The 14,841-nt window shown below is 69.3% G+C and carries 14 protein-coding genes and 4 pseudogenes; 6 read left to right on the plus strand and 12 right to left on the minus strand.

Annotated features, from left to right (window positions below; genetic code table 11):
* Nucleotides 1-121: 121 nt before the first annotated feature.
* Nucleotides 122-916, plus strand: coding sequence for a helix-turn-helix domain-containing protein (locus tag Prum_RS32290; protein WP_281369136.1), 795 nt, complete (start codon nt 122-124; stop codon nt 914-916).
* A 155-nt stretch (nt 917-1,071) separates the two neighbouring features.
* Here the strand turns inward: Prum_RS32290 and Prum_RS32295 are convergent, their stop codons facing one another.
* The 7 genes and pseudogenes from Prum_RS32295 to Prum_RS32320 all read right to left on the minus strand — a co-directional run bounded on the left by Prum_RS32295 (nt 1,072) and on the right by Prum_RS32320 (nt 6,818).
* Nucleotides 1,072-1,866, minus strand: coding sequence for an SAM-dependent methyltransferase (locus Prum_RS32295; RefSeq protein ID WP_246278229.1), 795 nt, complete (start codon nt 1,864-1,866; stop codon nt 1,072-1,074).
* 481 nt (nt 1,867-2,347) lie between these two features.
* Nucleotides 2,348-2,719, minus strand: a pseudogene (locus Prum_RS32300) (creatininase family protein); the annotation flags it as partial.
* Nucleotides 2,720-2,920: 201 nt separating this feature from the next.
* On the minus strand, nt 2,921-3,496 hold the full coding sequence (locus Prum_RS54605) for a PucR family transcriptional regulator (RefSeq protein ID WP_308785442.1): 576 nt from the start codon (nt 3,494-3,496) through the stop codon (nt 2,921-2,923).
* Nucleotides 3,391-3,993: pseudogene (locus Prum_RS54610) on the minus strand (RsbRD N-terminal domain-containing protein); the annotation flags it as partial. The gene Prum_RS54605 and the pseudogene Prum_RS54610, both read right to left, overlap by 106 nt.
* A 28-nt stretch (nt 3,994-4,021) precedes the next feature.
* A complete protein-coding gene (locus Prum_RS32310; RefSeq protein WP_173079890.1) occupies nt 4,022-4,810 on the minus strand; it encodes an efflux permease Rv1217c-related protein in 789 nt (262 codons plus the stop codon).
* Nucleotides 4,810-5,733 (minus strand): ABC transporter ATP-binding protein, encoded by a 924-nt coding sequence (locus Prum_RS32315; protein WP_173079891.1) that lies wholly within the window; start codon nt 5,731-5,733, stop codon nt 4,810-4,812. Before Prum_RS32315 ends, Prum_RS32310 begins: the two co-directional genes overlap by 1 nt.
* A 108-nt stretch (nt 5,734-5,841) precedes the next feature.
* Nucleotides 5,842-6,818 (minus strand): annotated as a pseudogene (locus Prum_RS32320) (calcium/sodium antiporter).
* Between Prum_RS32320 and Prum_RS32325 the strand changes: the two are divergent.
* The 4 genes and pseudogenes from Prum_RS32325 (at nt 6,756) to Prum_RS32340 (ending at nt 10,664) form a co-directional block, all read left to right on the plus strand.
* Nucleotides 6,756-7,973 (plus strand): ABC transporter ATP-binding protein, encoded by a 1,218-nt coding sequence (locus Prum_RS32325; RefSeq protein ID WP_246278230.1) that lies wholly within the window; start codon nt 6,756-6,758, stop codon nt 7,971-7,973. The pseudogene Prum_RS32320 and the gene Prum_RS32325 overlap by 63 nt on opposite strands.
* Nucleotides 7,970-8,749, plus strand: coding sequence for an ABC transporter permease (locus tag Prum_RS32330; RefSeq protein ID WP_173079893.1), 780 nt, complete (start codon nt 7,970-7,972; stop codon nt 8,747-8,749). Before Prum_RS32325 ends, Prum_RS32330 begins: the two co-directional genes overlap by 4 nt.
* A 235-nt stretch (nt 8,750-8,984) precedes the next feature.
* Nucleotides 8,985-10,213 (plus strand): annotated as a pseudogene (gene nhaA, locus Prum_RS32335) (Na+/H+ antiporter NhaA).
* A gap of 79 nt (nt 10,214-10,292) precedes the next feature.
* Nucleotides 10,293-10,664, plus strand: coding sequence for an NAD-binding protein (locus tag Prum_RS32340; protein WP_173079894.1), 372 nt, complete (start codon nt 10,293-10,295; stop codon nt 10,662-10,664).
* 91 nt (nt 10,665-10,755) lie between these two features.
* On the opposite strand, the gene Prum_RS32345 is transcribed toward Prum_RS32340, so the two are convergent.
* Together Prum_RS32345 and Prum_RS49865 are read right to left on the minus strand one after the other, a co-directional pair.
* A complete protein-coding gene (locus Prum_RS32345) occupies nt 10,756-11,541 on the minus strand; it encodes a chromate transporter (protein WP_218577428.1) in 786 nt (261 codons plus the stop codon).
* Entirely contained in the window at nt 11,538-11,954 is a 417-nt protein-coding gene (locus Prum_RS49865; RefSeq protein WP_218577429.1) for a chromate transporter, read from the minus strand. Before Prum_RS49865 ends, Prum_RS32345 begins: the two co-directional genes overlap by 4 nt.
* A 122-nt stretch (nt 11,955-12,076) precedes the next feature.
* Between Prum_RS49865 and Prum_RS32350 the strand changes: the two genes are divergently transcribed.
* Nucleotides 12,077-12,418 (plus strand): Rv3488 family transcriptional regulator, encoded by a 342-nt coding sequence (locus Prum_RS32350; RefSeq protein ID WP_173079895.1) that lies wholly within the window; start codon nt 12,077-12,079, stop codon nt 12,416-12,418.
* Between the two features lie 28 nt (nt 12,419-12,446).
* On the opposite strand, the gene Prum_RS32355 is transcribed toward Prum_RS32350, so the two are convergent.
* The 3 genes from Prum_RS32355 to Prum_RS32365 form a co-directional block, all read right to left on the minus strand.
* Complete coding sequence (locus tag Prum_RS32355) at nt 12,447-13,106, minus strand: arsenate reductase/protein-tyrosine-phosphatase family protein (protein WP_173079896.1); 660 nt, start codon at nt 13,104-13,106, stop codon at nt 12,447-12,449.
* Nucleotides 13,107-13,938: 832 nt separating this feature from the next.
* Nucleotides 13,939-14,232, minus strand: a complete 294-nt coding sequence (locus Prum_RS32360; RefSeq protein WP_173079897.1) for an STAS domain-containing protein — start codon at nt 14,230-14,232, stop codon at nt 13,939-13,941.
* Nucleotides 14,233-14,288: 56 nt separating this feature from the next.
* Entirely contained in the window at nt 14,289-14,663 is a 375-nt protein-coding gene (locus Prum_RS32365) for an STAS domain-containing protein (RefSeq protein WP_173079898.1), read from the minus strand.
* Nucleotides 14,664-14,841 lie beyond the last annotated feature (178 nt).

Genomic DNA, 14,841 nt, shown 5'->3' on the forward strand with positions numbered 1-14,841 from the left:
GGGGCTCCGAGTTGGACGGCCGTCCGTCACTGCCTGCACGGCGTGGCCTGCTACATCCGAGTTTGTGCTGGAGGTACGGGTGTCGACGGTCGCAGCCAGCCTGCCTGAACGAGTGCACTCCGTGGCGGACGCATGCGCAGCGGGCCGGGACCTGGCCGACCCGTGGCCTCACGGGACGACGGTTGCTCCCGCAGACCTCAGTGAGGCCCGACGCGATCTCGGTCGCCAACTCGCTGCCTGGCGTGACACGGCCGGCGTGAAGCAGATGGACCTGGCGCGGCGCACGTGCTACTCGCGAAGCACGATCGCCAACGTCGAGACGGGCCGACAAAACATCCCTCGCGCTTTCTGGGCTCACGCTGACCAGGTACTCGGTGCCGCTGGTTCCCTGGTGAAGGCGTTCGAGCACCTCGATGGTCTGGTCCGCGAGTACAACAGGCAGATCGGCCGAGCGCGCAAACAGGAACACCAGCAGGCCGTCCGTCGTGGGTCCCCGAAGGATCTTGGCGTCCTCGATGGGGCGCTGGCGGAAGAAAAGCGGCGCAGCGTCACAGTCGCCCAGTGGAGCGGTCGCGAGGCGCGCGCTCTGCGCGAGGCGATGCGGCTACCGGTCCGCGTCTTCGCGGTGCACCTCGGCGTTACCGCCTCCACAGTCTCTGCCTGGGAGAGCAAACAGGCGTCTAGGCCGCTACGGCTCACCGCACAGGGCATCCTCGACCAGGCGCTCAAGCGCGCTGACGTCGACGTACTCGCGAGGTTTTGTCAGCTCCTGAAGCGACGTGACAACGTGCCAGCGCCCTGCGCTGCGTGTGGGCATTGGCCTTCCTGCCGCCCGAGTTCGTCGCTACCTATCGCTCATAGCTCGCCAGATGGCGGCGCCCAGATCTACTCGATGCCGGAGCGGAGGGTGAGCTAACGAACGCCGCCGCATCCGCGAGGTAACGGACTGGGCCAAGACGGCGCTGCGGTCGGCGGACAATCCGCGTTCGCAGCCGTGGTCTGGCCGGGTCAACCCCCGAGTGAGCTCCGCGGCCTGGGTCTCACCCGTGTCAGCATTGCGTTCCGGCCGTGCTACCGCTTGCGGCCGACGCCGGCGTACTGGTTCACGTCGATGTCGATATCACCGGGCTCGGGGCGCCAGCGGGAGCACGACACCACGCCGGGCTCCAGCACCTCCAGGCCGTCGAAGAACCGTGCGATCTCCTCCGAGCTGCGGTAGACGATCTTCGGGGTGCCGCGCTCGTTCCAGTAACCGACGATGTCGTCGGCCTCGGCCCGGTTGATGTCGTGGCAGCCGTGCGCGATCGTCAGGAAGCTGCCTGAGGGCAGCGCGTCCACGAACTGGCGGATCACGGCTCGGGCCTTGTCGTCGTCGAGGATGAAGTGCACGATGCCGAGCATCGTGACCGCGACGGGCTTGGTGAAGTCAAGCGTGCGCGCCGCCTCGCGCAGGATTCCCTCGGGATCGTTCAGGTCGGCATCGAGGTAGTCGGTCGCACCCTCAGGGCCGCTGGTGAGCAGCGCGCGGGCGTGACTCAACACGAGAGGATCGTTGTCGACGTAGACGACCCGCGTCTGCGGCGCGATCTTCTGGGCGACCTCGTGAGTGTTGTCGGCCGTGGGCAGCCCGGTCCCGATGTCGAGGATCTGCCCGATGCCCTGCTCGGCGACGAAGTACCCGACCACCCGGCGCAGAAACTCCCGGTCCGCGCGGGCAAGTTGGATGATGGACGGGAACCGCCGGGCGATCTCGTTACCGGCTTCCCGGTCGCACGCGAAGTTGTCCTTGCCGCCGAGCCAGTAATTCCACAGCCGCGCCGAATGCGGCACGCCGGTGTCAAGCTTGGCAATCTGGCTTTCCGTCACAGCGATTGTCCCCTGTCCAGAACGCGGCGCGCGAGAGGCTGCGTGGGACAGCGACCGCGGCGTCCGTGGCTGATCCTCATTGGGCATGCTCCTTCGCGAACCGACCCGTTCGCCGGTGCCGGGAGCGGCGAACGGCACGCGAACGGACGATAGATCTTGGTGACCATCATCAAAGCGGGTGCAGGTCGATGTCGGGAAGGACCGCTGGTCGACTCCGACAATTTCCTGACACGCATGCGAGATGGCATGTGCCTGCGCCCGGCGCGTGGGCGACCGGAGAGTCGCTGCACCGTGTGCTTACTCGGCGCGCCTTCCCGGGAAGCCGCAGGGTGACACCGTTCACGAGCCGCGAAGATCCCGCACAGCCGCTGCGGTGATCTGCGATGTCAGTGCGCGGCTCCAAGCAGTGTTGCGCGCGGGTCACGGAACGCGGACCACACGGGCGCACCCGAAGTCGCCAGGCGGCTGTGGCCGTTGGAGGTTAACTCGGTAGACCGTCGCGCAGGACCGAAAGCGTACGGCTGAAAGAGTCTGTCAGGCTTTTCAGCACTGCCTTTCCTTTTGCTGCTGTCGCCTGCGAGGGTCTGCCGATGACGCCGCTGGTCGTGTATCCCTGCATGCCGAGAACGAGGAGGTCGGGCCGTTCCGTGACGTGGTCGGCGCTTGCGAATCCTTTTCCAACCAGTTCGGGGCAGACGTGCAGGAGCAGAGACGTTTCGATCTCGCCGGCGTGCATGTCGTCGTGGCTGCTGCTGGTGAGGCCGGCCTGTTTGCGTGCCACGTCCCAGTCATCCCGTCCGGGGAAGAGCGCCATGCGACGGGATTCGACGTTGGCCTCCTGGACGACGTTCGATTTACCGACCGTAGTCGTTGACGTGATAGCCATGACCTGCGCTTTCGCCTACCTTACATGTTCGCGAGGTGACGGCGAGGAGGGCTCGCTGGGTTCACGTGTCCGATATCGAATTAGAGGCTGCCGGGAATGGGTGGTCGCTCGGGCCAGCCAGCGGATGATCGAAGGGCCTTGTCCGGCGTCAACGTGCCGCGGCGGTCGTCAATGCGGAGCTGCCTTGGCGGACCAGCCGAGTAGGCGAGCGCCGAGGACGGCGGTTTGGAGGGTGAATCGTTGGGTGGGTTCGCCCGGGTGGTAGCCGGTGAGGGTGTGGATGCGGTCGAGGCGGTAGGTGACGGCGCGGACGGACAGGTGGAGTTGTCGGGCGGTGGCGGTGTGGTTGCCCTGGTTGTCGAACAGGGCGGTGAGGGTGTCGAGGAGGGGTTGGGGTCCGCCGCGGGCGGTGGCCAGGGGGCCCAGGACGGTGGTGACGAGGTCGGTGATGGCATCGCGGTCGCGCAGGAGTACGGGGAAGACGAGGAGGTCGGCGGCGTGCAGGACGGGGGTGGTGAAGCCGAGTTTGGCGGCGAGGTCGAGGGCGCCGGTGGCTTCGTCGAGGGAGGTTGTGATGCCGTGGGGCCGGGGTGGGGGCGGCCGACGCCGATTTGCCAGCCGGTGGGGCCGAGGTGGGTGAGTAGGTGGTGGGCGAGTTCGGCGGGTAGGCCGCGTAGGCCGCCGGTGGCGAGGCAGATGATCTGCCCGTCGCGCAGGGTGGTGAGGGTGTTGCCGGCGCCGTATCGGGTGGCGAGGGCGTCGTCGACGCGGCCGGCGACGGTGTTGTTGAGGGTGTTGCCGCGGGCGACGATGACGGTGTGGGTGCCGGCTAGTCGGATGCCGTAGCGGTGTGCCCGGTGCGCGAGCCGGCCGGGGTCGGCTCGCCCGGAGAGCAGGTCGCTGATGAACTGGTCGCGTTCGTCGTCCTGGCGGGATAGCTCAGTGCGGGTGTGTTGGTGGTAGCCGTGCATCGCCGAGGCCGTCAGCGCCTGCATGGTGTGCAGGAGGTCTGTCGCCGCCGCGTGCAGGTGTTCAGGGTCGGCGTTCTCGCGTTTGGTAGATCTCCAGTGGCGGGTGGCGGCGGCGAGGAACACATCGACGAGGGCAGACAGTCGGGTGTTGTCGGCGGCTGCCTGCTGCCCGATGGCTGCGGCTTGGTGGGCGGCGTCCGGGGATGTGGAGGCTGCGGCGTACAGGCGGTCGGCCTGCCGGTGCAACCAATCTGGTGTGGTGTCGGTCATTGGCTCGGTTTCCGGGTCCGGCAACGGTTTAGACGGCGATGTCGCGTCGGTCGAACACGCGGATCCCGGCAGTGGCGGTGGCGACGGCGACGGCGGCCAGCAGGGTGAGGTGGGCGGGGTGCCAGCCGGTGCGGAGCGGGTCGGTGCCGATGAAGTAGTGGAACGGGGACAGCCATTTGAGCCAGTCGCCGCCGTCGAGCAGCCCGGAGACGGCGTTGGCCAGGTAGGTGGCCACGGCGAGGGTGCCGGTGACGACGAGTACCGGTGCGCGGCGTCCGGTCCAGGCGCCGACCAGGAACGCGACGCCGGCGTAGCACCACACCAGCAGGATCAGCCCGGCGTTGGTGGCGGCGATGTTGCTTTGTGGGACGTTCATCCCGGTGGCGGGGGCGAGGACCGCGACGAGCAGCCAGGGCACGGCGGTGATCGCGGTGACCGCGGTTGCTGCGGCGGCGAGGCGTTGGGCGGCGAACGCTTTGCGGGTCAACGGGTTGGCCAGTAGCAGTTCCATGCCGCCGTCTTCTTCCGGGCGGGCGATGGTGCGCATGGTGAGGGTGATCGCGGCCATGATGACCAGCAGGGGGCCGATGAGGCTGTAGATGGTGGCTTGTAGGTAGCCGACGGCGGAGGTCATGTCTTGGATGCCGAGGAATTCGAGCATGTCCGGGGGCAGGGCGTCGTTCTTGAGTTCGGCGGCGCCTTGGAATTGGGGGTAGAAGGCGGTGTAGAGGGTGGTGAACGCGGCGATCCCGGCCGACCAGCCGATGATGGCGCGCCGGTCGTCGCGCCAGGTTTTGACCACGAGTGCGGGCAGCATCAGCGGGCTCCTTCGGCCTGAACATCGGTGGGCTGGTGGTAGTAGTAGGACAGGAACGTTTCTTCCAGGTCGGGTTCTGCCGATAGCAGGTCGATGACCTCGTGCCGGGCGGCGGCTTTGATCAGTGGGCTGAGCCGGCCGTCGACGGTGCAGCGCAGGATCGGCCCGGACACCACGACATCACTAACGCCGGGCAGGCTGGCGAATTCTTCGCCGGTGACGGGGTCGTCGAAGTGGATTTCGACGGTGCGGGTCGCGCGTCGGCCCAACGATTCGACGCGTTCGACAGCGGCCAGGCGGCCGTCGCGGACGATCGCGACCCGGTCGGCGACCTGTTGGACTTCGGCCAGGACGTGGGAGGACATGAACACGGTCTGCCCGTCGGTACGGGCATCTGCGACCATGGCCAGGAACTCTTGCTGCATCAGCGGGTCCAGACCACTGGTCGGCTCGTCCAGAATGAGTAGCGCGGGCTGGTGCATGAACGCTTGGACGAGGCCGACTTTCTGTTTGTTGCCTTTGGACATGGTGCGGATCGATCGGGACAGGTCGAGTTCGAGGCGGTCGGCGAGAGTGGTGACCTGGTTCCAGGCGACGCCGCCTCGGGCGGCGGCGAAGAACCGCAGCAGGTCTTCGGCTTTGTCCCGGCCGGGGAAGGCGAGTTCGCCGGGCAGGTAGCCGATCTGCCGGTGCAGCAGGGCTTTGTCCCGGCGCGGGTCCAGGCCGAGCACGGTGGCGTGGCCGCGGGTGGGGCGTAGGAAGTCCAGCAGCAGCCGGATGGTGGTGGTCTTGCCGGCCCCGTTCGGGCCCAGGAAACCCAACACTTGTCCGGCGTGGACGTCGAGGGTCAGTCCTTCGACGCCGCGCCGGTCGCCGTAGAACTTGGTCAAGTCCTCGGCGTGGATGGCGATGTCACTGCTCATGCCCCACATCGTCAAATCCCTTCATGGCTGGCTTCCAGAGCGGCGTCCGGCCGACATTGACGCCAGCGGCCTTCCGGATCCCGGCAAACCCGCAGCGTGCGGCGGCTGTCATGTGGACAGCAGCATGGGCAGGGTCAGTACGTAGGCGGCCAGCAGCGCCGCCCCTTCGAAGCGGTTGAGGGTCAGGCCGCGGCGTAGCAGCGCCCAGGCCAGCCCGCTGGTCAGGATCATCGCCACCAGCAGCGCGACCCCCGCCTGGGCCGGGGCGTCGCCGGAGGCGAGCCCGACGATCGCGCCGCCGATCAGGCTGTTGAACAGGTTGCTGCCGAACAGGTTGCCGACGACCAGATCCGACTCACCACGCCGCTGCCCGGCGATCGCGGTGACCAGCTCGGGCAACGAGGTGCCCACCGCGACGAGGGTGAACCCGATGATGACCTGGGAGACACCGATGTCGGCGGCGATTTCGGCCGCGTTGCCGACGAGTAGCTGGGCCCCGCCCAACACCCCGGCCAGGGCGAGCACGGCACGGACCGGCTCCACCCAGCCCGGAAGGGCCGATACCGCGACCGGCACGTCCACAGTGGCCGGGGCGTCGGTGAACTCCTCCACATCCTCGGCCAACTCGCGGTCACCACGACCGCGGGCGGCCCAGCGCAGCAACAGGATCACCGCACCGACCGCGCACACCGCGAGCACCGCGCCGGTCATTGGGGATAGTCCGGCCCAGGCTAGGAATGCGAGCACGACGACCGCGGCCACGGCCAGGGGTACTTCGCGGCGGATCACCGCCGATGTCACGGCCACCGAACCGATCAGGCCGGCCACGCCGAGGATCAACGTCAGGTTCAAAATGTTCGACCCGACAAGGTTGCCGACCGCGATCCCGGTGTCGCCGCGCGCTGCCGCGACCCCGGAGACCAGGAACTCCGGTGCCGAGGTGCCCAACCCGATGACCACCACACCGACGACGACCGGGGAATCGACAAGCGGGTCGCCAGCCGCGACGACCCCAGCACGAGATGGTCGGCGGCAACCGTCAACAGGGCGAGCCCGGCAGCAGCGAGCAGGATTTGGGTGAGCATCGGCGGGGCCCTTTCAGCGGTCAACGGTTATCGATACCGCCGACCAGGCTTCCCGGCACTCCAGAGCCAACACGGTACCGCACCACGCCCCGCCAGCCCTACGCAAAATCGGGCCGCGGCCTCGGGACTGCGTCGGTTACCCTGCACGTATTGGAGCGCCGGGAAGCCTGGTCGGCACCGAACCTGCTGTGTTCAGGATGGGAGCCAGGCATGGGTACGGCGGCGATCGAAATAGGCGACCTGGTCAAGTGCTACGGCCCGGTGCGGGCCGTCGACGGCATCACTGTGCGGGTGGCGGCGGGCGAGATCTATGCGCTGCTCGGGCTCAACGGCGCCGGCAAGACCACCACCATCCGCGTGCTGCTGGGCATGATCGCGCCCACCACAGGCACGGTCCACCTGCTCGGCCGGCCCTTGCGTGGCGCGGACGCGTCGATCTGGGCTGAGGTCGGGTTCCTCGTCGAGACGCCGGCCGCCTATCCAGAACTGACCGTGGTGCAGAACCTTCGTGTGGCGGCCCGGCTACGCCACCTGCCCGGCCACAACCACGCGGATGAGGTCATCGACCGGCTCGGGCTGGCCCCTTACGCGAACCGGCGTGCCCGAACCTTGTCGCTGGGCAACCAGCAACGCCTCGGCCTGGCCAAAGCCTTGATCCATCGGCCAAGGGTGCTGATCCTTGACGAACCCGCCAACGGCCTCGACCCCGCCGGCGTCGTCGAGATCCGGCATCTGCTGCAGCACCTCGCCGCCGAGGGCACCACCGTGCTGCTGTCCAGCCACATCCTGGCCGAGGTCGCCCGACTGGCCACCCGCATCGGCGTCATCCACCAGGGCCGGATGATCACCGAACTAGCCACCACCGAGCTGACCACCCGCATCCAGCAACGTCTGGCCGTCGCCTCCCGAGACCTGGCCGGCGCGGCGCACGCTCTGCGGGTGGCTGGCCATCATCCGATCATCGACTCCGACGGAGCTCACCTGCATGTGACCGATCGGCGGGCGCTGGAACAGCCCGACCAGATCGCCACCCTGTTGGTGCACGCCGGGCATCCACCCACCCGCCTCGACATCGAACAGGAGGACCTGGAGGCATACTTTCTACGCCTCGTGCACCAGCAAGACCCCGCCCAGCAAGAAGAGATCGGCCGGTGAACGCCGCGCTGGCCGTGGAGTGGCTCAAGCTGCGCCGGTCCCGGCTGCCCTGGGTCACCCTGCTGGCCGCGACCATCGGCGTCGCCGTCGGCGGGCTGTTCATGTTCATCTCCGTCAACCCTGGCCGGGCCCGCTCGCTCGGCCTGCTCGGCGACAAGGCGCAACTGGCCACCCTCACCCCGGACTGGGACGGCCACCTGCGGCTGCTGGCCCAAATCATCGCCGTGGGCGGGATCCTCATCTTCGGCATGACCATGGTGTGGATGTTCGGCCGGGAGTTCGCCGACCACACCGCCAAAGACCTGCTCGCGTTGCCGACCCCACGCGCCGCCATCGTCACCGCCAAATACGCGGTCGCGGTCGCCTGGGGCCTGCTGCTGTGCCTCTACATGACCGGCCTCGGCGTCGCCGTCGGCGCGCTGCTCGCACTACCCGGATGGAGCACGTCCGCCGCCCTGTACGGGGTCGCCCGGATCGGCGTCACCGGGCTGCTCACCACCACCCTGACCATCACGTTCGGGCTGGCCGCCAGCCTCGGCCGCGGCTACCTGCCCGGAATCGCCGCGCTGATCGCCGCCACGTTCACCGCACAGATCATCACCGCCCTCGGCTACGGCGGCTGGTACCCGTACGCGATACCCGCCCTGCACGCCGGCCTGGCCGGACCCGACCAACCCACACCCCATCTGATCGGCTACCTCACCGTCCCCACCGTCGCCATCCTCGCCATCACCGGCACCATCCGCTGGTGGCAGCGCACCGACCACACCACCTGAGCCCTGCCAGCGCGCTGCGATCGGCCCGGCGCCCTCCGAGCCGTTCGCGGTGGCCGCATGTCTGGACTTGCATCGCCGGTCAGCGCTGGCAGCCACCCGGCGGGCTGACACCGCTCGTGCTGCGTGGCCTGGGATCCTCACCGCTGGCCGGGTAGGGTGGGATTCGTTCAGGTGTGCCGGGAAGTCGGGTCGGCAGCGTCCGTTGTGCTGCGCCGATCCGGAAGGCCCACCTCTCATGCCTCGCCGCTCGTTTTCCCGTTCCCGCCTGGCCGCCGCGCGCCGGGTCGCGGGCCGTCTGGACGCGTTGACCGAGTATCTGCGGCAGGAAACCTCCGGCGGGAAACTGTTGCTGGCCGCTACCGCTGCCGCGCTGCTATGGGCGAACCTGGCCGGCGGCTCGTATAAGGCGCTGTGGCAGACCGAAGTGGCGGTCGGCCCGGGATGGCTGCACCTGGACCTGCCGCTGGCCGGGTGGGTCGCCGACGGGCTGCTGGCGATCTTCTTCTTCGTCGCCGGTCTGGAGGTCAAGCGGGAACTTACCGTCGGCGAGCTGGCCGGGTGGCGGGCCGCCGCCCTGCCCCTGGCGGCCGCCGCCGGAGGCATGATCCTGCCGGCGGGGATCGCGCTACTGGCCTCCCGCGGGGCGGCGGCCGAGGGTGGGGCGTGGGCGATCCCGGTCGCCACCGACATCGCCTTCGCCCTGGGGGTGCTCGCGTTGGCCGGCTCGGCGTTGCCGTCCGGGGTACGGGTGCTGCTGCTGTCCATGGCCGTGATCGACGACCTGGGTGCGATTACCCTGATCGCGGTGCTGTTCACCCACCATCTGAGCCTGGCCTGGCTGGCCGGCGCCGCCGTGCTGTGCGCCGCCTACTGGTGGGCGCAACGCCACCGCAGCCCGGCCTGGCTGCTGGTGCCGGTCGCCGTCGCGGTCTGGGTGTGCGTGCACGCCAGCGGGGTGCACGCCACCGTGGCCGGCATCGCCCTGGGCCTGCTCACCCCGTACGACCCAGGTCCGGTGAGGTCGAGGCTCCCGGTCGGCGGCTGGAGCGGCGGCTGCACCCACTGTCGGCAGGGATCGTGGTGCCCCTGTTCGCGCTCGCCGCCGCCGGGATCCCACTGGGCACGATCCCGCAGGCGGTCACCGACCCGGTCGCCCACGGCGTCGTCGCCGGCCTGCTGGTTGGCAAAACGGTCGGCATCATGGGCGGGGCGTGGCTGGCCGTACGGACCCGGATCGGAGCCCTTCCGGACGGGGTCGGCTGGGCCGACGTGCTGCCGGTAGCGGTACTCGGCGGGATCGGCTACACCGTCAGCCTCCTGGTCACCGAACTCGCCCTACCCGAGGCGGCCACCGGATCCCACGCCGCCACCGCCGTGCTGGCCGCCTCCCTGACCGCCGCCACCATCGCAGTGCTCATGCTGCGCCGCCGCAGCCGCCAGCACACCACCGCCCAAAGGCCATGAACGACACCCGCTCGTACCGTCGCATCGGCCGAGCGCAGCAGGCAGCGGTTGACCCGATACCAGAAAGGAGCGACCACCGTTGGCTACCACCGGCAAAGCCCTCACCCGCGACGGCGGGGTAGTCGTCATCGGCCTGGGAAGTTTCGGCGGGCAGGTCGCCGCGAGCCTGGCCCGCCTTGGCCATGAGGTGCTCGGCATCGACGAGAACCCCGAGGTCGTGCAGGCATGCTCGGACCGGCTCACTCGCGTCGCCCACGCCGACGGCACCGACCAGCAGGCGCTGCGGCGGGCCGGCGTACCCGGGTTCACCCGCGCGGTCGTCGGCATCGGCACCGCCCTTCAAGCCAGTGTGCTGACCGTGCTGTCCCTGGCCGAGAACGGTGTTGGTGAGATCTGGGCCAGGGCCACCACCGGCAGACACGGCAAGATGACAGGCGGTCGATCTCGCTGAGCACACCAGACGTGGCGGCTCGGACCCGACGATGCCGGACGACTCCAACCGCTCCCACACGGCCGGCCGGGTCCGGCGCGCTGGCGATCTCTTAGGCGAGGAGGGTGTGGGCGAGGCCGATGACGGCGCCGGCGGCGATGTACCAGGCGTTGTTGATTCTGGTGCGCCACAGCAGGATGAGGGTGATGACAGCGGTCGCGGCGGTCAGCGGGTCGATGATCGCGGTGCGGGCCAGTTGGTAGGAGACGCCGGCCATGAGGGCGAGAGCGGTGGCGTTGACGCCGTCGAGGATGGCCGCAGTCCAGGCGGTGGAGCGTAGCTTGTCGGTGAGCCGGGTCAGCAGCCCGACGAACACGAATGACGGCAGGAAGATCGCGACGGTGGCCAGGAACGCCCCGGGTGGGCCGGCGACCAGGTAGCCGACGAACGTGGCGGTGGTGAACACCGGTCCGGGGGTGACCTGTCCGATGGACACGGCGTCGATGAGCTGCTGTTCGGTGATCCAGCCGAGCCGGTCGACGAAGTCGCCGCGCAGGAACGCCAGCAGCACGTAGCCGCTGCCGTACAACACGGAGCCGATCTTGAGCATGGTGGCGAACAGTTGGATCAACTGCCCGGCGGTGGGATCGGGGAACAGCGGCTGCCCGCCAGCGGTGAACACCGGCACGGCGAGCAGCCCGTGAGCGGCGGGCGGGCGCGGCCGGTGGCGGGCCAGATGTACCCCGGCGGCCAACGCGGCACCACTGGCAAGGACGAGCAGTTCGTTGACGCCGGCCAGGTACGCGGCCAGCGCCGCGACCGCGAGCAGGCCGTACCGGATATTCCTGACCGCGGCGCGGGACATTCCGACCAGCGCGTGCGCGATGATCGCGATCACCACTGGGACGATCCCGTAGAGCACCCCTGCCACGGCGGGGTGTCGCCGTAGGTCACGTACGCCCAGGCCAGCGCGGTGACGATTAACGCGGCGGGCAGGATGAAACAGATGCCGGCGGCGAGCAGGCCACGCCAGCGGGCCCGGTCGTAGCCGAGGTGGATGGCCAACTCGGTGGAGTTCGGGCCGGGGATCAGGTTGGTGGCGCCGATCAGGTCCACGAACCGCTGGTCGGTGACCCATCGGCGGCGGCGCACCAGTTCATCACGCATCATCGCGGTGTGCGCGGCCGGGCCGCCGAACGCGATGGTGCCCAGCTTGAGAAACAGCCAGGCCACCTCCCGCACCGGCGGCCGGCCGGGCCGGGACGTCGGCTCGTCGTCCCCGGGCGAGCCGGGCGGTTGCGCGCCGGTCATGTGGCGTGTTCGCCGCAGCGGGCGTGACCGGTGCTCACGCGGCGGTCGTACGGTGTGTTCAGCTGCGGCCTACGGACAAACGGCAGGCTGGACCAAGATCTGATATCGGGAGACGGTAACAAGTGAAGTCGTTCCTGCGCGGGGCGGTAGAGCTGCACATCCTGCACCACGCCGCCGAAGGTGAGATCCACGGCGCGTGGATGTCCGCTGAGCTGGCTCGCCACGGCTACCAGATCAGCCCGGGAACGTTGTATCCGACGCTGCACCGCATGCAGCAGGCCGGGCTACTGGCGTCGCGGCAGCAGGTGCGCGACGGGCGGCGGATCCGCATCTACACGATCACTGAGGCCGGTATGGAGGCATTAGACGAGTGGCGGCGGGCGTTGCGGGAGTTGGTGGCCGAGGTGCTACCCACCCCGCAGGCACCGACGCGTCCCCGGCCCCGCAACACCCGTCGGCCGTGACCGGTTGACGTTGCTGTCCCCGGCGGGCTCATACCGTGCCGGCGGTGGTTAGCACGTCGGCGAGCAGACGCAGCACCCGCAGATCCAGCTCGTCGCGGGCGGCTTCCAGCACCTCGTAGGGCTGGCCTTCCAACGCGCCGACATCCCAACGCAGCAGCTGGCCGGTCACCTCCGAGCCCGCCACGACCGCGACATCGGCCAGCAGCACGATCACATCCGCGCCGCGCACGGCGTCGTCGGTCAGCGGCTTCGGGAACGCCTCCCCGGCATCGACGCCAAGGTCGGCCAGCACCCGTACCACGTCCGGGTCGATGGCACTGACCGGCTCGTCGCCGGCCGAGCTGACGTGGACCCGGCCACGGGCGTAGCTGGCCAGCAACGCCGCCGCCATTGGTGCCGCATGGGTGTCGTGCCGGTCGACGAACAGCACCTCCGGCGCTGTCCGGGTGAACCGGCGATCCAGGATCCCGACCCGCCGCAGCCGCTCGATCGTCCACATCTGTGCCAGCGGCACCAGATGGTGTTTGACCCGAGCGCTCTTGCCCAGCAACTCGTACGAGTCGTCAATGACCTGCTGGCACTCCTCACGGGAGATCGCACCCCGGTAGAACGCGAACGCGTGCTCGGCCGCACGCCGCAACTGGGAGCGGGTATTGAGCAGCTCAAACTGTTCCAGATCGCGCGGCATCGCCATCTCCCTAGCCGGGGCCGTTCGCCGTCTACCGGTGACGATATCGGCGCCCGTAATGTGCTAGATGGCCAACAGGTGAACACGAGACACTTCCGCACGCCCGACGCGGTGCCGCTCCGCGTCCGGACCGCCTTGCGAACGATCTTGTGTGGACCCCGACCGGGCACCCGCACGCGACCAGCAACCTCACCGATGACCCGACCAGCGGCGGCGGTGGACCGCGCTCGGGTGCAGTGCCTCGAACGCAACCCGTCCCCTGTCGTCCAGGGGTTCGCCCACCTGCCCCTCGGCGTAGCGGAAGGAGACGAACCTCAGTGGCGGGCGGTCAGCGGGGTTGGTCCCGGTGCCAGCGTCCTTGATTCGAGCGGAGCCGGTCCACCGCCCTGCCGCCGGTAGCGGGCCGTCTGGTGTCGGGCTGCCACGAGCGCGTCGTATCGCGGGGTTGGTCCTGTGCGGCCTGATCGCCGGAGTCGTCGTATTCGTCGCTCACGGGCATCCCCCTTCCCGCCCGGGGGTTACGGACAACGGGCACAGCACACTCAACGCTGTCGCGGCCCGAAGGGTGACTCGGCTCCCCGACGGCCGTACCGGCCCGGCGCGTCTCGATGACGATGGGACGGACACCGCCAGGCCCCACACCGGGCAGGACCCGAACATTGCGCCGGTGTAGCCGGCACACAGTAGCGGCCGGGAGCTGATCGTGGCGACCAAAGCGCGAATGTCGCCCAGACGTGGACGCCCGCCGTACGGCGGCGAGCCTATTCCGGACCCGGCGCCGGGACCTGCTGCGACGGGGGCCGGTCGTCGGCGGCCAGGGTGAGGATTTGGGTCACCCGAGAAGCTCAAGGCGCCGCCATACCGGTGGGCTGGTGAGGATGGTCAGCCTGGTTCCGGCGTCGGCGGCCCGGCGCGCGGCGTCGATCAGCGAGCTGGCGCCTTCCGAAGACACGAAACGTACGGCGGTCAGGTCCAACACCACACCGCCCGGATAGCCGGTGAGCACGGCCCGTACCGCGATATTGAACGCGTCGCGGCTGCTGTAGTCGAGCTCACCCGTGACGATCAGGTGCACCCCGTCCGCGCGTTCGCGCACCTGACACGACAACCGGTCCGATACGGCCATAGGCCACACACTATCGAGCCATCCACGTCATCCGCCGGATGAGCGGGCACCGGACGTTACGGGCTGCGGTCCCTGGCCGGATCGGGTGCTGCCGGCCGACCGGCCTGCCCGGCGTCGTAGGCGGTGACCAGCTCGGCGAGCCCGACGCTGTGCAACCGACGCGCCACCTGCGGGCTCGGACGGATAGCCAGCGTGCTACCGCCGTTTACCGCGCGGTAGCACGCATCGACAATGGCGGCGACACCTTCCAGAGAAAGGAACGTCACGGCGGTCAGGTCCAACACCAGCATCGTCGGGCGGCCGGACAGCACCGCCCGAACCGTTTGGTCGAACGCGTCGCCGGACTGGTGGTCCAGTTCTCCCACCACGTTCAGGTGTACCGTGTCGCCGCGGACCTCCACCCGGCACGATAACCCCGGCGACTGCGGCATGCTCACACGGTAGCCGGACAGCGGCCGGAGCCACCGGCCGGCCCGCGACGCGTGCCGGCATCGGTTTGCTGGCGGGATCACGTGTGGGCGGGCCCGGACGTGGCGGCTGCGACGCGCCGGCTGGGCCCTTGATCGCCGCACGTAGGCGGCCAACCTCGACCCGATCCTGGCGGCAACG

It is taken from the genome of Phytohabitans rumicis (assembly GCF_011764445.1).
GTDB classification, from domain to species: Bacteria; Actinomycetota; Actinomycetes; order Mycobacteriales; family Micromonosporaceae; genus Phytohabitans; species Phytohabitans rumicis.